Genomic DNA, 25,901 nt, shown 5'->3' on the forward strand with positions numbered 1-25,901 from the left:
CGCAGCGGTCGACGATGGTCGACTCGCCGGCGGGTCAGTGCCCGATGCGGGTGCCGGCGCCGCCCCACCGCGGCGCGCTCTCCACCGGCGGCCGCCAGGTCGACTCGGCCAGGCTCGGCGACCACTGCCGGAGCAGGGTCTCAGCCCCGTCGTACGCAACGCAGAGCACCGCCAGCACCCGGGCCGCGATCACCGCCGCCTCGGCCACCCCGGCGCCTCCGGGAGTGGCGGCCCCACCGGCCGAGGTCGCCGCGACCACCGCCACCGCCTCGGTGCAGCCGAGCACGTCGGCCAGGGCCCGGGCCGCCGCCAGCCGGCTGCCCCGCACCCACTCGGCGAGCGCGTCGGCGTAACCCGCGGTCGCCTCCAGCCGGCCCACCAGGCTCTCCGGCCCCTCGTCGAGGTGGCGCAGCAGGGCCGACCGGGCCTGGTCGTACGCGCTGGCGGCCGGGCCGGACCAGAGCCCCGGGTCGGTCAGGGCGGCGCCGGCGTCGTCGTACCCCCGGACGAGCCGGCGCACCGCGTGCCCGGCGGAGGCCAGCGGCGCCGGGTGCAGGTCGAGAAAGGCACGCAGCGCGTCGCCGGGGAGCACCTGCATCCGGCGCAGCAGCGGCCAGAGCTGATGGCCCTCCGGGGCGCCGGCCGCGAGCAGCGTGTCGACCCGACGCAGCAGGTCCAGGCCGGGCTCGGCGAGCCGGTCCAGGGCGTCCATCAGGCCTCCCTGGTGAGCCGGCGACGGGCGGCGTGGTCGACGTCGGCGTAGCGGTCGGCGGCGCTGCGGACGGCGGCCGCGGCGGCGGCCAGGCGGGCCGCGGCGGCGGCCGCCTCCCGGGCCCGGTCCCCGGTGGCCTCGGTCCACCGCCGGTGCAGGGCCCGGCCGATCTCGCCGGGACGGCCCGGGGCGTCGGCGCCGAACACCGGGTGGGCGGGGTCGGTGGCGGTGACGGTGTGCGCCAGCGCGGCCAGGGTGTCGCTGGCCTCGTCCAGCCGGGCGGCCAGGGTGTGCAGCCGGTCCATCTCAGGCCCCCGCGAGCGGCCGGTAGGCGGCGAAGGTCTCGTTGTGCAGCTTCTCCCGGGCCCACTGCGCGGCGTCGGCGGCGGCCGTCACCGCGGCCTGCACCGAGCCGGCCACGTCCCGGGGGTGGCGGTTGTGCAGGGGGCCGAGGAAGCGGACGTCGGTGATCCGGCCACCGGCGGTCACCACCACCTCGACCAGCCCGTCCGGCGAGCGGACGGTGACCTCGACCGTCGACACCGCCTGGTCGAACTCGGCCTGGAGGGACTCGATGCGGCGGTAACGCCGCACCGCCTCCTCGATCCAGGCCTCGTCGATCTCCGCGCGCGGCATCGGCGGACTCCTCCCCGGCAGGCCCTCACTGAGCGTCCCACCATGGTCACCATGGCGTCACCGGACCGTACCGCACCCGAATCGCGCCTGTCGATGCCTGTGGACGGCCGGGATCAGCCCCGCCAGAGGGCGAGCATCATCGCCTCCACCGCGATCCGCGGCTTGACGTTCGCCTCGATCGCCGCCCGGCACGCCAGCACCGCCTCCAGCCGGCGCAGCGACCCCTCGGCGTCCCACTTCTGCGCCCCGGCGGCGGCCAGCGCGGCCGTGTCGGTGTGCACCGGGGCGACCGGGGCGCGCAGCGCCGTGGTCAGCGCGTCCCGGTAGAAACCTGCCAGGTCGACCAGGGCCCGGTCCAGCGCGTCCCGCTGCGCCCGGGTGGCCCGCGACTTCTGCCGCTTCTCCAGCTCCTTGAGCTGCCCGGCGGCGCCCCGGATCGCCCCGGCCGCGCCCCGGCCGGTGCCGCCGGCGCCCAACGCGGTCTGGAGGGCGGCCCGTTCGGCCTCGTCGGCCTCCACCACGGCCGCCGCGGCCTCCGCCTCGGCCGCCTCGATCAGCGCCGACGCCGCGTCGAAGGCCGCGCCCACCCCGGTCAGCCGGCGCGGCACGGCCAGCACCGCGTCCCGGCGCTTGCGGGCCTCCGGGTCGCGGGCCAGCCGTCGGGCCCGCCCGACGTGCCCCTGGGCGGCCGCGCCGGCCCAGGCCGCGACGTCCGGCGCGATGCCGTCCCGGCGGACCAGCACCTCGGCCACCGCCTCGGCCGGCGGCTGCCGCAGGGGTACGAGGCGACAGCGCGACCGGATGGTCACCGAGACGTCGTCGGGGTGGGTGGACGGGGCGCAGAGCAGGAAGACCGTCCGCGGCGGCGGCTCCTCGATCGCCTTGAGCAGCGCGTTGCCGGCCGCCTCGGTGAGCCGGTCCGCGTCCTCGATGATCACCACCTGCCATCGGCCGCCGCTCGGCGTGCTCGCGGCGCGCAGCACCAGGGACCGCATCTCGCCGACGGAGATGGAGAGCCCCTCCGGCACCACCAGCCGGACGTCGGCGTGGGTGCCGGTCATCGTGGTGTGGCAGCCGGGGCACTCGCCGCAGCCGGTGCCGTGCACGCACTGGAGGGCGGCGGCGAAGGCCCGGGCGGCGACCGAGCGGCCCGACCCGGGCGGCCCGGTAAAGATCCAGGCATGGGTCATCCCGGCACGGGGGTCGACGGCCCGTTCTCCCCCGGCGTCCACGTCGCCACCGTCCGGGTCGACGGTGCCGGCCGGCGACCCGGCGCGCAGCACCGCGGCCGCCGAGGCAGCCGCCCGGCGCAGCGTTTCGACCGCCTCGTCCTGCCCGACCAGGTCGGTGAAGACGTCCGGCATCAGGTCCGGTGCTCCAACGTCACCAGCTCCGCGTCGGATAACTCCGGCTGCACCGAGGTGTCCGGCCCCTGGGCGGGACGGGGGTGCACGATGCCGGCCGGGTCGGCGAGGAACTCCTCCACCCGGCGGGCGACCAGTCCGGCGATCTCCTCCGCCGGGCGGGACGCGTCGAGCACCAGGTAGCGCTTCGGGTCGTTGGCGGCGAGGTCGAGGAAGGCGTACCGGACCCGCTCGTGGAAGGCGACCGACTCGGCCTCCAGCCGGTCGGTGCCCTGGTTGCGGGACTCGACCCGGGACAGGCCGGTGCGCGGGTCCACGTCGAGGAGGACCACCAGGTCGGGCTTGAGCCCACCGGTGGCCCACGAGGAGAGCCAGGAGACCTCGTCGACCGGCAGCGTACGGCCGGCGCCCTGGTAGGCCAGGGACGAGTCGACGTACCGGTCGCTGACCACGACCGCGCCCCGGATCAGCGCCGGCCGGACCACGGTGGCGACGTGGTGGGCGCGGTCGGCGGCGTAGAGCAGCGCCTCGGCGCGCGGCGACGGCGCGTCGGCGCCGGACTTCTCCAGCACCAGCGAGCGGATCTTCGCGCCGACCTCGGTGGCGCCCGGCTCCCGGGTGACCACCACGTCGCGGCCCTGCCCGCGCAGCCGGGCGGCGAGCGCCTCCAGCTGGGTGGACTTGCCGGCACCCTCGCCGCCCTCGAAGACCACGAAGAGCCCGGCGGAGACGAACGGCTCGGCCGGCATCAGCGGGCGGCCCCGGATCGAGCCCCACAGGTCCGCCAGGACCGGTACGCCCTTCTTGTCGTCCATCTGGCCGAAGGCGCTGATCCCGGCGAAGATGCCGGCGGCGCCCGCCACCAGCAGCAGCAGGCGGGTGGAGGAGACCGAGATGCCCAGGTCGGCGATGGCCAGCTTGCGCGACCCGCCGACACCCACCAGGAGGCTGCTCAGCGCGATGGCGAGGATCAGCACCAGCCGGGTGCCGATCTGGACCACGGCGAAGACCCGGCCGCGGACCTCGTCGGCGACCTCGCCGCCGAGCAGGGTGGTGCCGGCCAGGAAGGCCATCCCGGCGCCCGCGCCGACCAGGATCGCGCCGAGGATCGCCATCGACAGGTGGATGGCGAACGCCAGCACCATGACCGAGGCGCTGGCCAGCACGATGCTCATGCCGAACCAGCGCCGCCGGGACATCTCCCGGACGATCATCGGGCCGAGCCCGATGCCGAGCGCCAGGCCGATGAAGATCGCGCCGAAGAGCATGTAGAAGGCGGCGTCACCGGCGCCGAGCGAGGCGGCGAAGAACTTCGCCGTGCCGATCACGATGCCGCCGCCGGCGAACGCGCCGAAGATGCCGAGCACCAGGCCGCGTACCAGTGGGGTCTGGCCGATGTACTTCCAGCCGTCGGCGAACTGCCGGAACATGGTCTGCTCGGTGCGCTCGGCCTCGCCGCGCTGGGCGTGGCTGATCTCCTTGATGCCGAACGCCACCACCAGCGCCGTGGCCAGCCGGGAGAAGGCGTTCAACCAGAGCGCGAGCTGGGCTGGCTCGGCCCAGGCGGGCAGGTCGCCGCCGACGGCGCCCCGGACCCCGCGGTCGAGCACGGCCAGGCCGATGGCGGCGGCGACCGGGGTGAGGCCGTACGTGGTGATCAGGGTGAGCTGGTTGGCCGCTTCGAGCCGGGCGCGCGGGATCAGGTTGGGGACCGCGGCCTCCTTGGCCGGGATCCAGAGCAGGGTGACCGACTCGATCAGGAAGGTGGCGATCAGCGCCCAGCCGACCACCAGGCCGCCCGCGGCGCCGGTCAGGGCGTAGAGCGGGATGGAGGCGAAGAGCACGAAGCGCAGCAGGTCGCAGATGACCATCGTCCAGCGCCGGTCGAACCGGTCGGCGAAGACGCCGGCCAGCGGGCCGAGCACCAGTGCGGGCAGCAGCCGGATGGCGATCGTGGTGCCGAACGCCGCGCCCTTCGCGGTGTTGCCCTGCACCTGGGAGGCGGCGAAGACGGAGGTGGCGAGCAGGCCGAGCCAGTCGCCGAAGGAGGCCGCGCCGAGCACGATCCAGAGCCGGCGGAACGGCCGGATGCGCAGCACCGAGCGGATCGCCGCGGCGCCGGACCGGTCGGCCGGGGAGCCGGCGGCGGCACCGTCGGCCTCGCGCTGCGGATCGGACGCGCCGGGCTGCGGGCCGGACGCGCCGTCGTGCGGGTCGGGCGTACCGGGCTGCGGGCCGGACGCTCCGGGCTGCGGGCCGTGGGCTCCGGTTGGCGACACGCCGGACGACTCGCCGTTCTGCTGGCTTTCGATGGCCGTACCTCCACGTGCCGGCCCAACGTTGGGCATCCCCGGTGGAACACTCTAGTCGCGTGGACGGGGTCGTCTTGACCTGCCACATCCTGCGCGCCGAGCCTAGGCCGCCGCCGCCGGTCGGCGCAGCCCGGACAGACGCGAGGGTATTTCGCATTCACTCCCAGACAGTTAGCGTGCAGACGTGGCGACCCACAGCGAGCAACTCCGGCAGCGCCTGGACCGGGCGACCGCCCACCTCGACCCGCCGTACGCGGTCGTCGACCTGGACGCCTTCGACACCAACGCCGCCGCCCTGGCCGACCGGGCCGCCGGCAAGCCGGTCCGGGTGGCCAGCAAGTCGGTCCGGTCCCGGGAGCTGATCGCCCGCGCCCTGGCCCGGCCGGGCTGGCGCGGGGTGATGGCGTTCACCCTGCCCGAGGCGCTCTGGCTGGCCGGGCCCGGTGCGGCCGAGGACGTGCTGGTCGCGTACCCGACGGCCGACCGGGGAGCGCTCGACCGGCTGGCCGCCGACCCGACGCTGGCGGGCCGGGTCACCCTGATGGTGGACGCAGCCGAGCAACTCGACCTGGTCGACGCCGTCTGCCCGCCGCAGCGCCGGCCGGAGCTGCGGCTCTGCCTCGACCTGGACGCCTCGTGGCGACCCCTGGGCGGGCGGCTGCACGTCGGCGTGCGCCGCTCACCGGTGCACAGCGCCCGGGCCGCCGGCGCCCTGGCCGCCACCGTCGCCGGCCGGCCCGGCTTCCGGCTGGTCGGCCTGATGGCGTACGAGGCACAGATCGCCGGGCTCGGCGACGCCCCGCCCGGGCAGCCCGCGTACGCCAGGGCGGTCCGGATCGCCCAGCGCGGGTCGTACCGGGAGCTGCTGGCCCGCCGGGGCGCGGCGGTGGCCGCGGTACGCGAACACGCCGACCTGGAGTTCGTCAACGGCGGCGGCACCGGCAGCGTGGCCGCCACCAGCGCGGACCCCGCGGTCACCGAGGTCACCGCGGGATCCGGCCTGTACGGGCCGACGCTCTTCGACGCCTACCGGGCCTGGCGGCCCGCCCCGGCCGCCTTCTTCGCCTGCGCGGTGGTCCGCCGCCCGGCGCCGCGCCTGGCCACCGTCCTCGGCGGCGGCTGGATCGCCTCCGGCCCGGCCGCGGACAGCCGGCTGCCCCGGCCGTGGCTGCCGGCCGGATTGAAGCTGCTCGGCGCCGAGGGGGCCGGCGAGGTGCAGACCCCGCTGGCCGGTCCGGTCGCCGACGAACTGCGCGTCGGGGACCGGGTCTGGTTCCGCCACGCCAAGGCCGGTGAGCTCTGCGAACACGTCAACGAGCTGCACCTGGTGCAGGGGGACGCCGTCGTGGCGACGGTGCCGACGTACCGGGGCGAGGGTCACGCGTTCCTGTGAGCCGGCGGGCCCCCGCGCGTCTCGCGGGCGCCCGCCGTGGAATCGCCCGGTCGCACCCCGGGCGTCGTCCCCGCTCGTGGCCGGAGCCGGTCAGCCCGGCTGGCCGGCCTCGGTCCGCACGTCGACCTGGCGGTAGAGGTATTCGCGGATCAGCGCCTTCGCCTCGACCAGCACCCGGTCGTCCCCCTCGGGGCGGCGGCGGAACGCGAGCTTGATCAGGGCGTCGGCCGCTTCCACCGCGATCTCCAGGTGGAACCGCAGGTCGGGCACGGCGCTCAGCCCGAACCGCTCGGTGAGCACCCGGGCCAGCTGGTCGGCGATAACGCCGTTGTTGTCGCGCTGCTCATCGAGCAGGTGCAGGTCGACCACGTCGCCGAAGTGCAGGGTACGGAACCCGGGGACGGTGCGGTGCATCGTGATGTACTCGTCGATGCCCGCGTCCACGCCGTCCCACCAGTGGGTCATCTCGTCGGAGGCGAACCGCTCGTCGAGCCGCTGGAGGTAGGACTCCATCGTCCGCAGGGTCAACGCCTGCACGATGGCCCGCTTGTCCGGGAAGAACTGGTAGACCGACCCGATCGCCACCTCGGCCCGTTCGGCGAGCAGCGTCGTGGTCAGACCCTCGTACCCGACCTCGTCGACGAGCTCGGCGCAGGCGTCCAGCATCCGCTGGACACGCGCGACACTTCGACCCTGCACCGGAACGCGGCGCAGCGGTCCGGTCGTGGCGGCTGGTGTGGACACTCGGCGCCACCCCCCTTCGACGGATGAACATATCTGCACGTCACGTGTTCGTGACTACCGGTACTAACGATCGGACCCCGATTGCGGTATTTACCAGGCACAACGTTCCTGATATGAAGTCAGTTCACGTCTGGATCGAGGAGGGTGCATGGCCGTCACCGCGCCGCCGGCCGCCGGCTGGACCAACTGGGCCGGCAACCAGCAGGCCACCCCGACCGCCGTCCACCGCCCGCAGACCGTCGACGACGTCGTCGAGGCGGTACGCGCCGCCGCCGGCGCCGGCGAGCGGATCCGCGCCGTCGGCAGCGGCCACTCCTTCACCCCGATCGCCCTACCCGCCGGCCGGCAGCTCAACCTGGCCGCCCTGCGCACCGACATCCGGGTGAACCGGACCGACCGGCTGGTCACCGTGCCCGCCGGCACCACCCTGCGGGCGCTCAACGCGCTGCTCACCGCGCACGGGCTGGCCCTGCCCAACCTGGGCGACATCGACGCGCAGACGGTCGCCGGGGCGATCTCCACCGGCACCCACGGCACCGGCGCGCACCTCGGCTGCCTCTCCACCTTCGTCGAGGCGCTGACCCTGGTCACCGGCACCGGCGAGGTGCTGCGCTGCTCCGCCGACGAGCACCCCGACGTCTTCGCCGCCGCCCGGGTCGGCCTCGGCGCACTCGGCGTGCTGGTCGAGGTGACCCTGCGCTGCGTCGACGCCTTCACCCTCCGCGCGCACGAGCGGCCGGCCCCGCTCGCCGAGGTGCTCACCGAACTGCCCGAGCTGGTCGCCGGGCACGACCACGTCGAGTTCTACTGGTTCCCGTACACCGCGCGGGTGCAGGTGAAGACCAACGACCGGGTGCCCGCCGACGACCGGCCGCTGCCCCGCTGGCGCGGCTGGCTGGACGACGAGTTCCTCGCCAACACCGTCTTCGCCGGGGCCTGCCGGCTGGGCCGCGCCGTGCCGGCGCTCGCCCCGGCGATCAGCGCCGTCTCCGCCCGGGCGCTCACCGAACGGACGTACACCGGCCGCTCCGACGCGGTCTTCTGCACCCCGCGCCGGGTCCGCTTCGTGGAGATGGAGTACGCCCTGCCGCGCGCCGCCCTCCCGGAGGCCCTCGACGCGCTGCGCCGGATCGTCGACGGGCTGCCGTTCAAGGTGCTCTTCCCGGTCGAGGTGCGGTTCACCGCCGCCGACGACATCTGGCTGTCCCACGGGTACGGCCGGGAGTCCGCGTACCTCGCCGTCCACCAGTACGTCGGTATGCCGTACGAGCCGTACTTCCGGGCGTTCGAGCAGGTCGCCGCGGGGCTGGGCGGCCGGCCGCACTGGGGGAAGCTGCACTGGCGGGACGCCGGGTCGCTCGCGCCCGCGTACCCGCGCTTCGCCGACTTCCTGGCGATCCGGGACCGCCTCGACCCCGACCGGCTCTTCGCCAACCCCCACCTGGACCGCATCCTCGGCCCCTGACCCGCCTGACCCGCCTGATCCGCCCGAACTTTCCGAGACCCGACGCTCAGGCGGGGTGGGTCAGTCGGCCGGGGTGGCGGCCTTGCGCGGGGCGGCCTTCTTGGCCGGGGCCTTCTTCGCCGGGGTGGCCTTGGCGGTGGTGGTCTTCTTGGCCACGGTGGACTTCGCGGCGGCCGTCTTCTTCGCCGCCGTCGCCTTCTTGGCCGGGGCCTTCTTCGCCGCCGCCTTCTTCTTCGGCGCCGGACCCTTCGCCCGCTTCTCGGCGAGCATCTCCGAGGCCTGCTCGATGGTCAGCTCCTCCGGGGTCTGCCCGCGCCGCAGCGACGCGTTGAACTCCCCGTCGGTCACGTACGGCCCGAACCGGCCGTCCTTGATCACCAGCGGCTTCTCGGTCAGCGGGTCGACGCCCATCTCCCGCAGCGGCGGCGCGGCGGCCCGACGCTGGCGGGCCTTCGGGGCGGCCAGCAGGGCCAGCGCCTCGTCCAGGGTGACCGTGAAGAGCTTCTCCTCCGACTCCAGCGACCGGAACTCCTCGCCCCGCTTGACGTACGGGCCGTAGCGGCCGTTGGCCGCCAGCACCTCGGCGCCGTCCGGGCCGACGCCGACCACCCGGGGCAGGGTGAGCAGCCTCAACGCCTCGTCGAAGGTGAGCGAGTCGGGCGACTGCGACTTCAACAGCGACGACTTGCGCTCGCCACTGGAGACGTACGGGCCGAACCGGCCGGACTTCAGCACGATCGGCTCGCCGGTGGCCGGGTCGTCACCGAGCTTGCGCTCACCCCCGCCGCCGAGGAACAGCTCGTGCACCTTCTCCGGGGTGAGCTCGTCCGGCGCCAGCCCCTCGGGGATCGGCGCCCGGTCGCCCTGGCTGCCGCCCTCCTCACCCTCGGCCTTCGGGGCCGGCTGCTCGCCGGGGAGCGCCCGCTGGAGGTAGGGACCGAACCGGCCGACCCGGACGACGACCTCGCGGCCCTCGTCGTCGGTGTGCAGCGGGATCGAGTTGACGCTGCGCGCGTCGATCTCGGTGATGTTCTCGGTCACCAGCTTCTTCAGCCCACCGGCGTGGGCGATCGCCTGGTCGCCGGTGCCGTTGGCGCTGCCGAAGTAGAAGGAGGTGAGGAAGTCGACCGAGGCGTGGTCGCCGCCGGCGATCTCGTCCAGCTCGTTCTCCATGCTGGCGGTGAAGTCGTAGTCGATCAGGCGCGGGTAGTGCCGCTCCAGCAGCCCGATCACCGCGAACGCCAGGAACGACGGGATCATCGCCTGGCCGCGCTTGAAGACGTACCCGCGGTCCTGGATGGTCTGCATGATCGACGCGTACGTCGACGGGCGGCCGATGCCCAGCTCCTCCAGGGCCTTCACCAGCGACGCCTCGGTGTAGCGCGACGGCGGCTGGGTGTGGTGCCCCTGCGCGGCCAGCTCGTCGGCGGTCAGCGGCTGCCCCTTGACCAGGGTCGGCAGCCGCCGCTCGGCGTCCTCCGCCTCGGCGTTCTCGTCGTCGGAGGACTCGACGTACGCCCGCAGGAAGCCCGGGTCGGTGATGGTCTTGCCGGTGGAGCCGAAGTCGGCCTCCTCCCCGGCGGTGGAGGTCGCCCGGATCCGCACCGAGACGCTGGAGCCGACCGCGTCGGTCATCTGCGAGGCGATGGTGCGCCGCCAGATCAGCTCGTAGAGCTTGAACTCCTCGGCCGACAGCTCCTTGGCCACGTCGCCCGGGGTGCGGAAGTTGTCCCCGGCGGGGCGGATCGCCTCGTGCGCCTCCTGCGCGTTCTTCACCTTGCCGGTGTAGCGGCGCGGCTCCGGCGGCACGCTGCGCTCGCCGTACAGCTCGACGATCTGCCGGCGGGCCGCCGCGATGGCGGTCTCCGACAGGTTCACCGAGTCGGTACGCATGTAGGTGATGTAGCCGTTCTCGTACAGCCGCTGCGCGGTGCGCATCGTCTGCTGGGACGAGAAGCGCATCTTGCGGGCCGCCTCCTGCTGGAGGGTGGAGGTGATGAACGGCGCGTACGGGCGGCGGCGGTAGGGCTTCTCCTCGACCCGGGTGACCGCGAACGGCCGCCCCTCGAGGCGGGCGGCCAGGCCCCGGGCGCCGCCCTCGTCGAGGTGCACCACGCCCGCGCCGGGCTTCACCCGACCGGTGGTCGGCTCGAAGTCCTTGCCGGTGGCGATCCGGTCGCCGTTCAGCGCGACCAGCGTGGAGTTGAAGGTGCGGGGGCCCTCGCCGGGGTTCGCCACGGCCAGGGTGGCCAGGATGTCCCAGTACTCGGCGGTGCGGAAGGCCATCCGCTGGCGTTCCCGCTCGACCACGATCCGGGTCGCCACGGACTGCACCCGGCCCGCCGAGAGCTTCGGCATGACCTTCTTCCACAGCACCGGGGAGACCTCGTAGCCGTACAGGCGGTCGAGGATGCGCCGGGCCTCCTGCGCGTCGACCAGGTCCCGGTCGATCTCGCGCGGGTTGGCCACAGCGGCCTGGATGGCCGGCTTGGTGATCTCGTGGAAGACCATCCGCTTGACCGGCACCTTGGGCTTGAGCGTCTCCACCAGGTGCCAGGCGATGGCCTCGCCCTCGCGGTCCTCGTCCGTCGCCAGGAAGATCTCGTCGACCTCCTTGGCCAGCTTCACCAGCTTGCTGATCTGCTGCTTACGGTCGGCGGAGACCACGTAGAGGGCGTGGAAGCCGTTGTCGACGTCCACCCCGAGCCGGGCCCACGACTCGCCCTTGTACTTCGCCGGCACGTCGGCGGCGTTGCGCGGGAGGTCCCGGACGTGGCCGAAGCTGGCCTCCACGACGTACCCCGGGCCGAGGTAGCCCGAGATCGTCTTGGCCTTCGCCGGAGACTCGACGATGACCAGACGGGTGGTTCCAGCTTTGCTCGGCACGTCTCTCTTCGACCTCACTCCTGCTACATGCCCGTTTCCGGCCGTGTCGCACCGGCCGGACCGGCGGCGGTCCGGATGTCCAACGTAACGCGCCGCCCCGCTTCTCACGGCGGCATGGTCGGCGGGCGGCCCCGGCGCGGCGCTCCGGGGGCGGCCGCGCGCTGGCGGTTGTGCCGGACGGCGCCACCGTACACCGTGGGTAGGCCGGGAAGTGGGTCACTGTGACGATGGCGCACCCTCGGTGGAGGGCTGATCGAGCCGTTTTCCGCAACCGGGCGTCCGTGCGAGCTGTCCGCGATCGGACACCCGGTGGGTCAGGGACTCCCCGGCCAGTCGGCCGCGGGCGCGGCGGCGGGCCGGTCGCCGACCAGCTCCGCGAGCCGGGCCAGCCGCCGCCGGCCCGAGATCCGGTACGCCGGCCCGCCCGCCCCGGCCTCCAGCAACACCCCGGCCAGGCCGACCGCCGCGAGCGCCCGGCCCACCGGCCCCCAGCACTCGGTGTCGCCCTCGCCCAGCCCGAGCAGGAAGCCCGACGGCTCGGCGCGCCCCGCCGCGGCCAGCCAGATCCGCAGCCGCCGGCCGTTGAGGTGGAACCCGGCCGGTGGTCGCTTCGCCGGCCCCCGTGCCCAGGCCCGGGCCAGCGGCGCCAGGGTGCTCGCGTACGCGGTGCGGATCAGGTGCCGCCGCGGGCCGTCCGGCTCACCGACCGCCTCCCAGGTCGGCGGCAGCCCCCGCGCGGTCAGCTCCGCCACCAGCACGTGCACCCGCCAGCCGGCGTCCACCACCACCGACAGCCGCGCCGTGCCGCCCATCCGGACCACCTCCCCGGGCCCGGCGAGCAGGCCGGCCAGGTCCGCCACGGACGGGTCGGCCGCCTCGGTGCCGAACAGCGACAGCTGCCGGCCCGGGTCGGGGGGTGGGTGGGGTGGGCTCAGCGACACTCCGGGACCTCGTCGAAGGCGGCCTTCAGCTCTGTGGAGCTGAGCCGGCTGGTGTCCAGCGCGCTCGCGTCGTACTCCTTGTTCAGGCTCTCCACCGCGGCCTGCACGCCGTCGTAGAAGGTGGCCGGCCGGCTGGTGTCGAGCCCGCGGATGCTGTCCCGAGCCCGGCCGTACGCGTCCCGCATCCGGCTCAGCGAGCCGCGGAACCCGGCCGAGACCTGGTCGCCGCCGGTGGTCTCCGGCACCCCGGCCCGCTCCACCTCCCGGCGGGCCGTCTCGCTGGCCTGCCGGGCCCCGTCGAAGAGCCGGACCAGGTTCTCCCGCGCCTGCGCCGGGGTGGTCTGCGCGGTCATCTGCTGCCGGGTGCTGCTGGTCAGCTTGCTGATCTCGGCCCGCCACGGGGTGAGCGCCTCACAGACCGAGGCCGCCCAGGCCCGGGGGCTGGGACCGCCACCGCAGGCGGTCACCGTGAGCAGGAGCGTGGCCAGGACCACCGTGAGCTTTCCGGCGGCAGACGCCCGGCACGTACGCATGCGTTGCAGCGTACGGCCTTCCGGGCGAACCGCCACCGGTCAGGTTTCGTCCACGGGACGGTCCCGGCCGGCGTGCGCCGACCGGGACCGTGGACCGCGAAACGGGGTCAGGCGTTGATCGTCTCCGGCCGCTGGTCCGGGGTGTTCGCCCCGGCGTCGGACTCCATCGCCACACCGTTGCGCTTGCTCCAGACCACCGCGGCGACGATGACCAGCGTCGCCACCACGGCGATCGCCACCCGTGCCGGGGTGTTCGCGTCGTCGCCGACGTTGAACGCCACCACGGCGGGCGCGATCAGCAGCGAGATCAGGTTCATCACCTTGATCAGCGGGTTGATCGCCGGGCCGGCGGTGTCCTTGAACGGGTCACCGACGGTGTCGCCGATGACCGTCGCGGCGTGCGACTCGGAGCCCTTGCCGCCGTACGCGCCATCCTCGACCAGCTTCTTCGCGTTGTCCCAGGCGCCACCGGAGTTGGCCAGGAAGACCGCCATCAGCGTGCCGGCCCCGATCGCACCGGCCAGGTACGACGCCAGCGCGCCGGGCCCGAGGCCGAAGCCGACCGCGATCGGCGCCATGATCGCCAGCAGGCCGGGGGTCAGCAGCTCGCGCTGCGCGTCCCGGGTGCAGATGTCGACGACCTTGCCGTACTCCGGGCGCTGGGTCCGGTCCATGATCCCGGGCAGCTCGCGGAACTGCCGGCGGACCTCCATCACCACGGCGCCCGCCGAGCGGGACACCGCGTTGATGGCGAGACCGGAGAAGAGGAAGACCACCGCCGCGCCGATGATCAGGCCGACCAGGTTGCGCGGGTTCGCCACGTTCAGCAGGTCCGCGATCGCGGCCTCCACGTTCGGCACCTTCGCGTCCGCGTACGAGCTGGCCAGCGTGTCGGTGTACGAGCCGAACAGCGCGGTCGCGGCCAGCACCGCGGTGGCGATCGCGATGCCCTTGGTGATCGCCTTGGTGGTGTTGCCGACGGCGTCCAGCTCGGTGAGCGTCCGCGCGCCGTGCTCGTCGATGTCGCCGGACATCTCCGCGACGCCCTGGGCGTTGTCGGAGATCGGCCCGAAGGTGTCCATCGCGACGATCACGCCGACGGTGGTGAGCAGGCCGGTGCCGGCCAGCGCCACCGCGAACAGCGACAGCGTGATGGAGCTGCCGCCGAGCAGGAACGCGCCGAAGACGCCGGCGGCGATCAGCAGCGCCGAGTAGACCGCCGACTCCAGGCCGACGCTGATGCCGGCCAGGATGACGGTGGCGGCGCCGGTCTGCGAGCTCTTGCCGATGTCCTGCACCGGGCGCTTGTTGGTCTCGGTGAAGTAGCCGGTCAGCGCCTGGATCGCGGCGGCCAGCACGATGCCGATCACCACCGCGCCGATGGCCACCAGCCGCGGGTTGCGGTCGACGCCGGTCAGCCCGCCCTCCAGCTCGGCGAAGGTCGCCGGCAGGTACGCGAACGCGGCGATCGCCACCAGCACCGCCGAGATCAGCGCGGAGAGGTAGAAGGCCCGGTTGATCGCGGTCAGGCCGTTGCGGTCGCTGGCCCGCAGCCGGGTGATGAAGACCCCGACGATGGCGACCAGCACGCCGATGGTGGAGATCACCAGCGGGAAGACCAGGCCGTCCACGCCGAACGCGGCCCGGCCCAGGATCAGCGCGGCGACCAGGGTGACCGCGTACGACTCGAACAGGTCGGCGGCCATGCCGGCGCAGTCGCCGACGTTGTCGCCCACGTTGTCGGCGATGGTGGCGGCGTTGCGCGGGTCGTCCTCGGGGATGCCCTGCTCGACCTTGCCGACCAGGTCGGCGCCGACGTCGGCGGCCTTGGTGAAGATGCCGCCGCCGACCCGCATGAACATGGCGAGCAGCGCGGCACCGAAGCCGAAGCCCTCCAGCACGGTCGGGGCGTCGCCGCGGAAGAGCAGCACCACCAGCGCCGCACCGAACAGGCCGAGGCCGACGGTGAGGAAGCCGACCACGCCGCCGGTGCGGAAGGCGATCCGCATGGCGGCCTCGCGGCCGCCCTGGCGTTCCCGGGCCGCCGCGGCGACCCGCAGGTTGGCGCGGGTGGCCAGCCACATGCCGGCGCCGCCGATGAACGCGCTGAACAGGGCGCCCACCACGAAGAAGGCGGACCGGCCGATCTTCACCGCGATCTCGCTGCCGTCGGTGTCGTGCACCGGCAGCAGGAAGAGCAGCACGACGGCGATGACCACGAAGATGGCCAGGGTCCGGAACTGCCGGAGCAGGTACGCCGACGCGCCCTCCTGCACCGCCCCGGAGATCTCCCGCATGTTGGTGGTGCCCTTACCGGCTGCCAGCACGGCCTTTGTCAAGGCGGCGGCGAAGACGAGCGCCACCAGCGCGATGACCGCGGCGATGACGACGTACGTCACGTTGGCTCCGGTAAGGGACAGTGCGCCGCCGTCGGCGGCCAAGGTCCCGGACATCTATGTCCTCCTGATACCGAACACTCGCGCCGGCTCGTGGAGACGCACGGGCCGACGCCTGGATGCGGACTCGCAAGCGCGCGCCAACCCACCCCGGCGGACCAGCGATGAACACCCGTTCCCGCTGGCTGCGGGACGGGTCACTTGCTGACAACCCGGGTACTGTAGCCCTCCGCAGTGTCCGAGGTCACACGCAGGGCCCACCGTGTCCCGATGATCTTCGTCGCTGTGTTATGAGGAAAAATCTGATATAGAGGGCGACCAACACGACGAGGCCACGCCCCCTGTCGGGACGTGGCCTGTGGACCCTCGACGATCAGCGGATCAGCGGCCGACCGGCCAGACCATCCGGACCTCGGTGCCGACGCCCTCCACCACCGGGCGCACCTGGAGGTCCTCGACGAAACCGGCGAGCAGCGCGAAGCCCACCCCGGTGGTCAGGTCGTCCTCGTTCAGCGACTCGTTGGCCAGCTGGTCGGCGTCCAGCGCGGCCAGGCCGATGCTCGCCTCGATCGGCGCCCGGTCGATCACCCGCACCGTGTACGAGCCGGCGTCGTCCATCTCCACCAGCACCGGGTCGGGCACGTGGTACTGCCGGTGCAGGGCGACGGCCCGGGTGCACGCCTCACCGATGGCCAGCCGGACCTCGTCCAGCAGGTCCTCGCGTACGCCGGCGCGACGGGCGACCGCCACCCCGACGAGCCGGGCGGTGCGCACGTGCACCGGCGCCGGCGAGAAGGAGAGTCGGACCGTCGCCATCACGCGCCCGAGCCGGTCGAGTCGGCGCCGACCGCCGCGTCGACCGTCGGGTGCAGCGGGAAGACCTGGTCCAGGGCGGTGATCCGGAAGATCTTGAGCAGCGGCTCCTTGTCGCAGACCAGGGCGAAGCTGCCCCCGGCGGTACGCAGCCGCTTGAGCGCGCCGACCAGCACGCCGAGACCTGTGGAGTCGAGGAAGTCCACCCGACCCAGGTCGACGACGACCTGCCGGGCCCCACCGTCGATCAACTCCAGGAGCCGTTCGCGCAGGCGGGGGGCGGTGTAGACGTCCACCTCACCGCCGACCTCGAGCACCGTGTGCTCCCCCACGGTACGGGTCGCCAGCGACAGCTCCATCGGTCTCCTCCCTCGCAAGAGCCGTAAACTCTCCTGGGCATCTAACCATCCCGGGTGGGACGGGCCCGAAGGTCACCGGCTGAGCCAACCCCTTACCCCGGGCCCCGGAGTTTCATCCCGAACACCACTGCGAGAGTGCAGGACGTGACGCGCACATTCCCCGTACCCGCAGGTCGTGGCCCGCAGAGCGCGCCGGCCGACCTGCTGCGACGGCTGCGCGCCCGGACCACCGCCGACCCGGTCACCCACGTCGAACGGGTGCCCGCCCGGGCCGGGGTCACCGCGCCCTGGCCGGACTGGACCCCCGAGGAGCTGCGCGCGGCGCTCGACCGGCGCGGCGTCGTCGCGCCGTGGCGGCACCAGGCCGAGGCCGCCGAGCTGGCGTACGCCGGGCGGCACGTGGTCGTCGCCACCGGGACGGCCTCCGGCAAGTCCCTGGCCTACCAGCTCCCGGCGCTGGCCACCCTGCTCGCCGACCCCCGGGCCACCGTGCTCTACCTGGCGCCGACCAAGGCGCTCGCCGCCGACCAGCTGCGGGCCGTCGCCGCGCTGGAACTCGACGGGGTACGCCCCGCCACCTACGACGGGGACACCCCGCGCGCCGAGCGGGAGTGGATCCGGCGGCACTCCCGGTTCGTGCTGACCAACCCGGACATGCTGCACCACGGGATCCTGCCCGGGCACGCCCAGTGGTCCGGCTTCCTGCGCCGGCTGACCCACGTGGTCGTCGACGAGTGCCACACCTACCGCGGAGTGTTCGGCTCGCACGTCGCGCACGTGCTGCGCCGGCTGCGGCGACAGTGCGCGAAGTACGGCCGCGCCGGCGGGCCGACCTTCGTGCTCGCCTCGGCCACCTCGGGCGACCCGGCCACCGCTGCCGGCCGGCTCACCGGGCTGCCGGTCACCGCCGTCACCGAGGACACCTCGCCGCGCGGCGGGGTGACCTTCGCGCTCTGGGAGCCGCCGCTGCTGCCGGCCGCCGACTCCTCGTCGCCGGAGGCCGACCTTCTGCAGGTGCGGCGTTCGGCGCTGCGGGAGACCGCCGACCTGCTCGCCGACACGGTCGCCGAGGGGGTACGCACCCTCGCCTTCGTCCGGTCCCGCAAGGGCGCCGAGGTGGTGGCGGCGACCGCCCGCCGGGCGCTGGACGAGGCGGTACCCGGTCTCGGCGAGCGGGTCGCCGCCTACCGGGCCGGCTACCTGCGCGAGGAGCGGCGCGAGCTGGAACGCGCCCTGCTCCACGGCGACCTGCTCGGCCTCGCCTCGACAAACGCGCTGGAGCTCGGCGTCGACCTGGTCGGGCTGGACGCCGTGCTGATCTGCGGCTGGCCCGGCACCCGGGCGTCACTGTGGCAGCAGGCCGGCCGGGCCGGTCGCTCCGGCGACGAGGCGCTCGCCGTGCTGGTGGCCCGGGACGACCCGCTCGACACCTACCTGGTGCACCACCCGGAGGCGCTGTTCGGGCGACCCGTCGAGGCGACCGTGCTGGACCCGGCCAACCCGTACGTGCTCGGCCCGCAGCTGGCCTGCGCCGCCGCAGAGGCCCCGCTCACCCCCGCCGACCTGGAACTCTTCGGCGATGGCGCCAAGGAGGCGGTGGACGCGCTGGTGGCGTCCGGTGCGCTGCGGCAGCGGCCGACCGGCTGGTACTGGCGGCACCGCGAGCGGCCCGAGGTCGACCTGCGCGGCGAGGGCGGCGCACCGGTCTGCGTGGTGGAGGCGTCGACCGGGCGGCTGCTCGGCACCGTCGACGGTGGCTCGTCGCACTTCCTGCTGCACACCGGCGCCGTCTACCTGCACCAGGGCGTCTCGTACGTGGTCGACTCGCTGGACCTCGCCGACGGGTGCGCGCTGGTGCACGCCGAGGAGCCGGACTGGTCCACCCACGCCCGGGACGTCACCTCGCTGTCGGTGGTGTCGGTGCGCTCGTACACCGACGCCGGGCCGGTCGGCCTCTTCCTCGGCGAGGTCGACGTGACCAGCCAGGTGGTGTCGTACCAGCGGCGGCGGATCGCCTCCGGCGAGGTGATCGACACCCGCCCGCTGGACCTGCCCGCCCGGGAGCTGCGGACGGTGGCGGTCTGGTTCACCGTCTCACCGGAGTCGCTGGCCTCGGCCGGCGTGGAGGCGGCCGACATCCCGGGCGCGCTGCACGCCGCCGAGCACGCGGCGATCGGGCTGCTGCCGCTGATGGCGACCTGCGACCGATGGGACATCGGCGGGCTCTCCACGGCGGTGCACCCGGACACCGAGGCGCCCACCGTCTTCGTCTACGACGGGCACCCGGGTGGGGCCGGCTTCGCCGAGCGGGCGTACCGGACGGCGGCGGCCTGGCTGCGCGCCACCCGGGACGCGATCGCCGAGTGCGGCTGCGAGGCGGGCTGCCCGTCCTGCGTCCAGTCCCCGAAGTGCGGCAACGGCAACAACCCGCTCTCCAAGCCGGACGCCGTCCGGGTCCTCGACGTCGTCCTGACCAACCTCCCCACCCCCACCCTCCCGCGGCCCCTCGCCCCGCGCCCCGTTGATCATGAAGTTGGCGTCATGGAGAACGCTCCCTGACGCCGCCAACTTCATGATCGACGGGCCGGTGGGGGTGGTGGGGTTCGGGGATCGTGCATGAGATCGGGTGCGGGTGGGCATTGAAGTATGGGAGCGCTTCCATGCATGGTCGGTCGCCAGTGGCGCCGGCCGCGCCCGCCGAGCTCGCCGTACCTTCGCCGCAGGAGGAGCCATGGCCGACACCATCGCCGAGACCGTCGACCTGCTCTACACGATCGACCAGGAGACACTCACCCCCGACCAGCTGATCGCGTACGGCGCGGCGCTGGCCTCCCTCGCCCAGGCGGAGCGGCTGGCCCAGATCGACGAACGCCTGCGCGGCATCCACCAGGTGCTGAACGCCTGGGCCATGAAGGCGACCATGGAGGGCGGACGCTGACGGGCCGGTTGTGCGAGACTCCGGCCCACCCTTCCTAGGAGATCAGATGCAGCTCGACGCCTTGCAGCAGCAGCGCCAGTTCCACATCCGCCAGCGGATCCGGATGATGGTGAACCAGTACGAGGTCCACTCCGTCGCACCGGACGGTTCGGAGGGCGGCCTGCTGGCCTTCGCCCAGCAGAAGCGCCTGGCCTTCAAGGAGCAGGTGACCATCTACACCGACGACTCGAAGCAGTACCCGCTGCTCGGGTTCAAGGCCCGCCAGCGGCTCGACCTGGGCGCCACGTACGACGTGACGGACCACGCCGGCAACCCGATCGGGCTGTTCCGCAAGGACTTCGCCCAGTCCCTGCTCCGCTCCACCTGGCACGTGGAGCAGCCGGGCCTGCCGCAGGTGACCGGGCAGGAGCGGAGCATGCCGGTGGCCCTGCTGCGGCGCTTCGTCGACTCGCTGTCCTGGCTGCCGTACCACTTCGACTTCACCGCCAACGGCCAGCCGGTCTTCTCGGTGATCAAGAAGTGGGGCCTGCGCGACCGGTACGTGGTGGAGATCCACCAGCCGCAGGTCGACCGTCGCCTGGTGATCGCCATGGCGATCGGGCTGGACGCCCTCCAGGGGCGCTGACCCGCGCAGCGGCGAGCTCAGCCGCGTACCGGGCCGGCGCGGGAGGTCACGCTGACCTCCCGTACCAGCCCGGGCAGGGCGGTCACCGTGATCTCGACGGTGACCAGCACGTCGAGCCCGTCGAGCCGGCAGGCGACCGGACGGCCACCGTTCGCGCGGACAATGGCGCCGGCAACGGCGCACGCCGTGTCCGGGCCCTCGACCGCCCGACCCGCTCCGGCGAGCGCGCCCAGGTCGGCCGCGACCCGGGCCTGCTGCCGGGCCACCCGGGCGGCACCCACCGCCGCACCGAAGATCCCGAACACGACGAGGACCAGCCCGACGGCGAGCAGATAGACGGTGGCGCTGCCCCGATCCCCGCCGGTCCGGTCACCAGGGGCGCGAACGGCCGGGTCCCCGGGCAACGCGGCAGGACCGCGGACGGCGCAGACCGTCCGGCCGGCGCCGGATGGCGCGGCGGCATCTCCGGCCACCCGTGGTGGGCGGTTCACGGCCGGGCCGCCGGGAGGCCGGGCTCGACGGCGGCGACGGCGGCGCCGACCACGGTGAGCCGGGGCAGTCGGGCACCGAGCGTTCGGACCGGCGCGCGAACCGTGACGGTGACCCGGTCCCCGTCGACGGTGAGCCGGATGTCGGCCCCGTCCGGGGCGACGCCGGCAGCCACGGCCGCACCCTGATCGCCCCGGGCGGCGGCGAGCGCCGCCGCCCGGGCCGCGTCCAGGCAACCCGCCCGGGTGATGACCGCGTCCACCGCCGTCAGCCCGGCGAGCAGCAGCAGGGTGAGCGCCGGCAGGCCGGCCGCGAGTTCGGCCGTGAACGAGCCCCGGTCCCGGCCGGCCCACCGGCGCCGGCTCACTTCAGCGCCCGGTCGATGACGGCGGTCAACGCGGACTGCACGTTGCCCGAGGTCAGCACCTTGAGCAGGATGCCGGCGAAGGCCACCGCCGCGAGCGTTCCCACCGCGTACTCGGCGGTGTTCATCCCGGCGTCCCCGCGCAGGCGGGACAGGAGTTTACGCATTGCACGTTCCTCTCTCCTCGGTTGTCAGAGCACGTCGCCGAGGACGGCGACGATCACCGGCACCAGGCCGGCGAGAATGAAGGCCGGCAGGAAGCAGAGCCCCAGCGGCAGCACGATCAGCACACCGGCACGCCGGGCCGACGCCTCGGCGGCGGTGGCCCGATCGGCCCGTAGGTCGTCGGCGAGCCGGGTGAGGGCACCGGCCAGGGCCGCCCCGCTGCTCGACGACCGCACCGCCGCGGTGACCAGACGGTCCGCGCCGGGCACCGGCGTCAGGTGCGCCCAGGCCTCGTCCGGCCCGCCACCGAGCAGCAGGGTTCGGCCCACCCGGCCGAGGCGGTCGGCCAGCGGACCGCCGAGGGCGTCGGCGACCGCGAGCACCGAGTGGTCGACGGGAGCACCGGCCCGCAGCGTGGCCGCCAGGAGGTCCGCGGCGAGCGGAAGGTCGGCCAGCTCGCGGAGTCGGCGGTCCCGGACGGCTCGCGGTTCGACGCGCCGGAGCAGGCGATCGGCGACCGTCGCGGTGAGGACGGCACCGAAGAGTCCCACCCAGCCACCTACCACGACCAGCACCGCCAGCCCGGCCAGCGCGGCACTCAGCCGGATCACGTCCGTTCTGGCCGCCCACCGGCCCATCCCGATTGCCGTACGGCCGGCGCTTCGGCGGTCGGGGTCGGCGGTGGCGGCCGGCCGGGTCGGGCCGACCGCCGGGCGGTCTGGGTCGGTGGGGGCGGCTGGACGGCTCAGGCCGGCGTGCGAGCGGTCGAGTTCGGTGGCGGTGGCCGGAGGCGCCAGGCCGGCGTTGGAGCGGTCGAGTTCGGTGGCGGTGGCCGGAGGCGCCAGGCCGGCGTTGGAGCGGTCGAGGTCGGTGGCGGTGGCCGGAGGCGCCAGGCCGGCGTTGGAGCGGTCGAGGTCGGTGGCCGGACGGGCCAGGCCGGCCATCCGGAGCCGGTGGGCGGCCCGGCGCACCGGAACCGGCCAGCAGGCGACGAGCAGGGCCGCGGCGATCAGGCAACCGGCGAGCAACGGCACCCGGCTCATCAGCTCTCCCCCGCCGGTGCCGCCCCGAGCCGCTCCGCCCAGAGCAGCCCGGCGACCTGGAGGACGATCGCGGCGACCGCGCAACCACCGCCGACCGGGGTGTGCAGCAGCACCGCGACGGGGTCGACGCCGATGCCGTACCCGAGGCCGATGCCGCCGAGCGGCAGCACCGCCAGCAGCAGGGCGGTGGCCCGGGCCCCGGCGGCCTGGGCCGCCGCGGCGGCGAGGCCCCGGTCCGTGGCCCGGGCGTCCGCCTCGATCCGTTCCACCAGCTCGGCCAGGGGCGCCCCGGTCCGGTCGGCGAGTCGCACCGCGGCCCGGGCCAGCTGCGCCAGCCGGTCCGCGCCGCCCGGCCGGGCCGGCCGCACCTCGGGTCCGGTCACCGCGGCGTCGGTGATTCCCTCGGCCGCCACCGGCACCGGCAGCCCCGCACGCAGGTCGGCGGCGAGCGCGCAGAGCTGGTCCAGTCGGCGGCGGCGGGCCAGCGCGGCGTGCCGGACGGCGCGCCGCCGGCGGACCGAGCGGACACCGAACGCCCCGTAGCCGGCCACCGCGACCGTCGCGACCGGGCCACCCAGCAGGGCACCCACCGTGGCGCCGGCCAGAACCGTCAGGAGGGTCACCCGCCCGGGAGTGAGCCGGGACGGGCGGCCGGCGCCGAACGACGCCGAGCCGCGAATCGACCGGCCGCCGCTCCGATCGGGGCCGCCCTCCGGACGGCGGGGGTCGCGCCGGCCCGGTGGGCCACCGGTCGGCGGCCGTCCTGCCGATCGCCATGGACCGTGGGCGCGGCGGTCCACCAGGTGCCCGGGCGGGACGGGCGTGCCGGTCGAGACGGGCGGCCGAGGGGTGGCCGGTCCGGTGGACTCCCACACCCCCACGTCACCGGCCTGGCCGGCCCCGATCGAGAGGACGGAACCGTGGCCCGCGCGGTGCCCGCCACCGGTCCGGTCACGCGCTTCCCGGCCCGGAGTCGACGGGGTGCCGTGGCGAGCGGCCTCCCCGGCACGGTCCGCCCCCGCCACTCCCGTGCCGAGCACCTTGCGGCGGCGGGCCCGGCTGGTACGCACCGGCCAGGCGACCGCCACCGCCGCCCCGCCCAGCAGGAGGGCCACCGCCCAGAGGGCCGGATTCATGCCGGACCTGCCGATCCCGGCCAGGCCGAGCAGAGCAGCGGTGGCACGGCGACCCCGCGCTCGTGCAGCAGCGCCGCCAGCGCGCGTCCGGCCAGCCCGAGCCCACGCCCACGGATCCACGCCGGTACGGCGGTGACCAGCCGGTCCGGTCCCTCGGGCAGCAGCAGGCAGACCGACTCCAGGACCCGCCCGTTCCCGCCTCGACGAACCTGGAGCACCACCTGGAGGGCCGCGGCGACCTGAGCGTGCAGCGCCGCCCGGGGCAGCCCACCGAGCAGGCCGAGCGCCTCCAACCGGGCCGGTACGTCCGTCGGCGCGTTCGCGTGCAGCGTCCCCGCCCCACCCTCGTGGCCGGTGTTCAGGGCGGCGAGGAGGTCGACCACCTCGGCGCCCCGGCACTCCCCCACCACCAGTCGGTCCGGTCGCATCCGCAGCGCCTGCCGGACCAGGTCGCCGAGGACGACCGCACCGGTGCCCTCGACGTTGGACGTGCGGGCCTGGAGGCCGACCACGTGCGGATGCACCGGTCGCAGCTCGGCGGCGTCCTCGACCAGCACGATGCGCTCGGTCGACGGCACCATCCCGAGCAGCGTGTTGAGCAGGGTGGTCTTGCCCGACCCGGTGCCCCCGGTGACCAGGTAAGCGAGCCGGGCCGCGACGATCGCGGCGAGCACGGGGGCCAGTGGCCGCGGCACGGTGCCGTGGCGTACCAGCTCGTCGAGGGTGAACGGCCGCTGCCGGAAGGTGCGCAGGGACAGGTAGGGCCCGTCGGTCGCCACCGGCGGCAGGACGGCGTGCAGCCGGGTGCCGTCGGCGAGCCGGGCGTCGACGTACGGCGAGCCGTCGTCCAGCCGCCGGCCGGCGCTCGCGGCGAGGCGCTGGGCCAGCCGCCGGACGTCGTCCGGCCCGCCGAGCGGTACGGCCACCTGGTGCAGCCCGTTTCCCCGGTCCACCCAGACCCGGACCCCGTTGACCAGCACGTCGGTGACGTCCGGGTCGGCCAGCAGCGGGGCGAGCGGGCCGGCGCCGACGAGGTCGTCGTGCACCCGGTCGGCCATCCGCAGCACGGTGGTGTCGCCGAGGACACCGGCCGTGGGGTCGGCGCGTACGGCGCTGACGACCGACGCGGGAGTGACCGGGGTGTCCGCGGCGGCGAAGCGCCGCCGGACGCGGGCGGCGAGCTCCTCGGCGGCGGGCCGGTCGGTCATGCCGCACCCGCGCCGGTGGCGCCGGTCAGTTCCTCGACCAGCCGTTGGCAGAGCGCGGCGAGCGGGCCGCGGCCGGCCGCGGCGGGGGCCTCGCCCCGTTCCAGCCCGCGGCACAGTCCCGGCTCGGGGCGGAGCGTTCCGGCCAGCGGCAGGCCGAGCGCGCGAGCGACCTCGGTGGCCTTCAGCCGACCGGGTGCCGGGCCGCGGACGATGGCGGCCAGCTCGGCGCAGTGCGGTGCCGCCGCGGCGGCGACCCGGGCGGCCGCCGCCGTGGCCCGCAGCTCGGCGGGGACGACGAGGAAGGCCCGCTCGGCGGCCTGGAGGGCGACCACCGCGGCGTCGTCGAGCTGCCGGGGCAGGTCGATCACCACGAAGTCCCGGCCCCGCCGGGCGGCGTCCACGGTGGCCGCCATCGCCTGGGCGGGCAGGTTGAGCAGGTCTCCCCGGTCCCAGGACAGCACGACGAGGTCGCCCCGGCTGGGCAGGGCGCGGACCAGCGCGGGGGCGTCGACCCGGCCGTCGGCGTCGGTGAGCGAGGGCCACCGCAGGCCGTCCAGCTGCTCCCAGCCGAGCACCAGGTCGAGCCCGCCGCCGAGCGGATCGGCGTCCACCAGCAGGGTGCGCAGCCGGGCCCGGGCGGCCGTGACGGCAAGTCCACCGGCCAGCACGCTGGCCCCGGCCCCGCCCCGCCCGCCGAGCACCGCGACGATCCGCGCCGGGCCGGCGCCACCGCGGTCCGGTGTGCACTCGGCGAACCGGTCGACCAGCCAGGGCTCGGCGGCGGGCAGCGTCGCGACGTGCTCGGCGCCGATCAGCTCGGCGATCTCCCAGCGCGGGTCGAGCTGTCCCGCGCGGCCTACCAGGACCGTCCCGGGCCGGTGGGGCAGCCGGGCGCGCAGGCAGGCCTGCGCCTGATCGCTGCCGACCAGCACCAGGGGTGCGGGCAGCCATCGGGTCCGGGCGGCCGCGGGGTCGGCGGCGAGTTCCACCTCGGTGCCTCCCGCCGCGGCGAGGCGGAGCAGCTCGTCGAGGAGGTCACCGTCGGAGGTCACCAGCAACGGCAGTCGCGGGCGGGCGGGGAAGGTACGGGGTGGCATCGTGGCCTCCAGCGGTCGGGCTCGGGTGCTGGACCAGACCCTGCCCCCGAGCGCCCCTCCGGGCGACGCCCCACCGCTCGCCTGTGGACAGCGGGCGGCGTTGTGGACGACGACCCGCCGGCCCGGTGGATCTGTTATGGAGGACGTCCCCCGCGAGCGCCGGTCCGCATTGTCGAAGAGCGGACAACCGCACCGACTGTGAGCAGGCATTCTGCGCCGAAATCATGATCCGGAACAGATTTCCGGGCCATATCAGCGATCGGCGCCGACGGTTCGTCACGT

The 25,901-nt window shown here is 74.8% G+C and carries 23 protein-coding genes and 1 pseudogene; 5 read left to right on the top strand and 19 right to left on the bottom strand.

Translation table 11 applies throughout. From position 1 onward, the window contains the following. Nucleotides 1–34: 34 nt before the first annotated feature. From GA0070564_RS05410 to tmk, 5 genes are all read right to left on the bottom strand, one after another. Nucleotides 35–712, bottom strand: a complete 678-nt coding sequence (locus tag GA0070564_RS05410) for a hypothetical protein (RefSeq protein WP_091603302.1) — start codon at nucleotides 710–712, stop codon at nucleotides 35–37. Continuing rightward, nucleotides 712–1,017: a hypothetical protein gene (locus tag GA0070564_RS05415; RefSeq protein WP_088969423.1), complete on the bottom strand. Its 306-nt coding sequence runs from the start codon at nucleotides 1,015–1,017 to the stop codon at nucleotides 712–714. Before GA0070564_RS05415 ends, GA0070564_RS05410 begins: the two co-directional genes overlap by 1 nt. 1 nt (nucleotide 1,018) lies before the next feature. Beyond that, complete coding sequence (locus GA0070564_RS05420; protein WP_088969422.1) at nucleotides 1,019–1,348, bottom strand: YbaB/EbfC family nucleoid-associated protein; 330 nt, start codon at nucleotides 1,346–1,348, stop codon at nucleotides 1,019–1,021. A gap of 113 nt (nucleotides 1,349–1,461) precedes the next feature. Continuing rightward, nucleotides 1,462–2,712 carry a DNA polymerase III subunit delta' gene (locus GA0070564_RS05425; protein WP_091603305.1) on the bottom strand — a complete coding sequence of 417 codons (1,251 nt, stop codon included), beginning with the start codon at nucleotides 2,710–2,712 and terminating at the stop codon, nucleotides 1,462–1,464. Beyond that, a complete protein-coding gene (gene tmk, locus GA0070564_RS05430; RefSeq protein WP_281182058.1) occupies nucleotides 2,712–5,060 on the bottom strand; it encodes a dTMP kinase in 2,349 nt (782 codons plus the stop codon). The genes GA0070564_RS05425 and tmk overlap by 1 nt, the downstream gene beginning before the upstream one ends. A gap of 148 nt (nucleotides 5,061–5,208) precedes the next feature. Between tmk and GA0070564_RS05440 the strand changes: the two genes are divergently transcribed. Next, nucleotides 5,209–6,417: an amino acid deaminase/aldolase gene (locus GA0070564_RS05440; RefSeq protein ID WP_091603314.1), complete on the top strand. Its 1,209-nt coding sequence runs from the start codon at nucleotides 5,209–5,211 to the stop codon at nucleotides 6,415–6,417. A 90-nt stretch (nucleotides 6,418–6,507) separates the two neighbouring features. On the opposite strand, the gene GA0070564_RS05445 is transcribed toward GA0070564_RS05440, so the two are convergent. Continuing rightward, a complete protein-coding gene (locus GA0070564_RS05445) occupies nucleotides 6,508–7,083 on the bottom strand; it encodes a TetR/AcrR family transcriptional regulator (protein ID WP_091603318.1) in 576 nt (191 codons plus the stop codon). 226 nt (nucleotides 7,084–7,309) lie between these two features. On the opposite strand from GA0070564_RS05445, the gene GA0070564_RS05450 reads away from it, so the two are divergent. Then, complete coding sequence (locus GA0070564_RS05450; protein WP_091603321.1) at nucleotides 7,310–8,626, top strand: D-arabinono-1,4-lactone oxidase; 1,317 nt, start codon at nucleotides 7,310–7,312, stop codon at nucleotides 8,624–8,626. 60 nt (nucleotides 8,627–8,686) lie between these two features. Here the strand turns inward: GA0070564_RS05450 and topA are convergent, their stop codons facing one another. The 6 genes from topA to GA0070564_RS05480 all read right to left on the bottom strand — a co-directional run bounded on the left by topA (nucleotide 8,687) and on the right by GA0070564_RS05480 (nucleotide 16,554). Continuing rightward, the gene (gene topA / locus GA0070564_RS05455; RefSeq protein ID WP_091603324.1) at nucleotides 8,687–11,512 is read right to left on the bottom strand and encodes a type I DNA topoisomerase; all 2,826 of its coding nucleotides are present in this window, start codon (nucleotides 11,510–11,512) and stop codon (nucleotides 8,687–8,689) included. A 314-nt stretch (nucleotides 11,513–11,826) separates the two neighbouring features. Beyond that, nucleotides 11,827–12,453: a hypothetical protein gene (locus GA0070564_RS05460; RefSeq protein ID WP_091603327.1), complete on the bottom strand. Its 627-nt coding sequence runs from the start codon at nucleotides 12,451–12,453 to the stop codon at nucleotides 11,827–11,829. Further along, nucleotides 12,444–12,986, bottom strand: a complete 543-nt coding sequence (locus GA0070564_RS05465; protein ID WP_091603330.1) for a hypothetical protein — start codon at nucleotides 12,984–12,986, stop codon at nucleotides 12,444–12,446. The genes GA0070564_RS05460 and GA0070564_RS05465 overlap by 10 nt, the downstream gene beginning before the upstream one ends. Nucleotides 12,987–13,093: 107 nt before the next feature. Beyond that, the gene (locus GA0070564_RS05470) at nucleotides 13,094–15,439 is read right to left on the bottom strand and encodes a sodium-translocating pyrophosphatase (protein ID WP_091603333.1); all 2,346 of its coding nucleotides are present in this window, start codon (nucleotides 15,437–15,439) and stop codon (nucleotides 13,094–13,096) included. Nucleotides 15,440–15,763: 324 nt separating this feature from the next. Next, a complete protein-coding gene (locus tag GA0070564_RS05475; protein WP_091603336.1) occupies nucleotides 15,764–16,201 on the bottom strand; it encodes an ATP-binding protein in 438 nt (145 codons plus the stop codon). Continuing rightward, nucleotides 16,198–16,554, bottom strand: a complete 357-nt coding sequence (locus GA0070564_RS05480) for an STAS domain-containing protein (RefSeq protein WP_091603339.1) — start codon at nucleotides 16,552–16,554, stop codon at nucleotides 16,198–16,200. The genes GA0070564_RS05475 and GA0070564_RS05480 overlap by 4 nt, the downstream gene beginning before the upstream one ends. A gap of 135 nt (nucleotides 16,555–16,689) precedes the next feature. Between GA0070564_RS05480 and GA0070564_RS05485 the strand changes: the two genes are divergently transcribed. The 3 genes from GA0070564_RS05485 to GA0070564_RS05495 all read left to right on the top strand — a co-directional run bounded on the left by GA0070564_RS05485 (nucleotide 16,690) and on the right by GA0070564_RS05495 (nucleotide 20,117). Then, nucleotides 16,690–19,113 (top strand): DEAD/DEAH box helicase, encoded by a 2,424-nt coding sequence (locus tag GA0070564_RS05485; protein WP_425412406.1) that lies wholly within the window; start codon nucleotides 16,690–16,692, stop codon nucleotides 19,111–19,113. 172 nt (nucleotides 19,114–19,285) lie between these two features. After that, complete coding sequence (locus GA0070564_RS05490) at nucleotides 19,286–19,492, top strand: hypothetical protein (protein ID WP_091603342.1); 207 nt, start codon at nucleotides 19,286–19,288, stop codon at nucleotides 19,490–19,492. A gap of 46 nt (nucleotides 19,493–19,538) precedes the next feature. After that, a complete protein-coding gene (locus tag GA0070564_RS05495) occupies nucleotides 19,539–20,117 on the top strand; it encodes an LURP-one-related family protein (protein ID WP_091603345.1) in 579 nt (192 codons plus the stop codon). 17 nt (nucleotides 20,118–20,134) lie between these two features. On the opposite strand, the gene GA0070564_RS05500 is transcribed toward GA0070564_RS05495, so the two are convergent. The 7 genes and pseudogenes from GA0070564_RS05500 to ssd form a co-directional block, all read right to left on the bottom strand. Beyond that, a complete protein-coding gene (locus tag GA0070564_RS05500; protein WP_091603348.1) occupies nucleotides 20,135–20,521 on the bottom strand; it encodes an Rv3654c family TadE-like protein in 387 nt (128 codons plus the stop codon). A gap of 83 nt (nucleotides 20,522–20,604) precedes the next feature. Next, entirely contained in the window at nucleotides 20,605–20,973 is a 369-nt protein-coding gene (locus GA0070564_RS05505; protein ID WP_091603351.1) for a TadE family type IV pilus minor pilin, read from the bottom strand. Continuing rightward, nucleotides 20,970–21,137, bottom strand: a complete 168-nt coding sequence (locus tag GA0070564_RS05510; RefSeq protein ID WP_091099129.1) for a DUF4244 domain-containing protein — start codon at nucleotides 21,135–21,137, stop codon at nucleotides 20,970–20,972. The genes GA0070564_RS05505 and GA0070564_RS05510 overlap by 4 nt, the downstream gene beginning before the upstream one ends. A gap of 24 nt (nucleotides 21,138–21,161) precedes the next feature. Then, nucleotides 21,162–21,773, bottom strand: coding sequence for a type II secretion system F family protein (locus tag GA0070564_RS05515; protein WP_091604605.1), 612 nt, complete (start codon nucleotides 21,771–21,773; stop codon nucleotides 21,162–21,164). A 404-nt stretch (nucleotides 21,774–22,177) separates the two neighbouring features. Next, nucleotides 22,178–22,951: pseudogene (locus GA0070564_RS05520) on the bottom strand (hypothetical protein); the annotation flags it as partial. Nucleotides 22,952–23,310: 359 nt separating this feature from the next. Continuing rightward, a complete protein-coding gene (locus GA0070564_RS05525) occupies nucleotides 23,311–24,522 on the bottom strand; it encodes a TadA family conjugal transfer-associated ATPase (RefSeq protein WP_091603354.1) in 1,212 nt (403 codons plus the stop codon). Next, nucleotides 24,519–25,574, bottom strand: a complete 1,056-nt coding sequence (gene ssd, locus GA0070564_RS05530; protein ID WP_176730587.1) for a septum site-determining protein Ssd — start codon at nucleotides 25,572–25,574, stop codon at nucleotides 24,519–24,521. Before ssd ends, GA0070564_RS05525 begins: the two co-directional genes overlap by 4 nt. Nucleotides 25,575–25,901: the final 327 nt, after the last annotated feature.

The sequence above is a fragment of the Micromonospora mirobrigensis genome, assembly GCF_900091555.1.
In the GTDB taxonomy this organism is placed as follows: domain Bacteria; phylum Actinomycetota; class Actinomycetes; order Mycobacteriales; family Micromonosporaceae; genus Micromonospora; species Micromonospora mirobrigensis.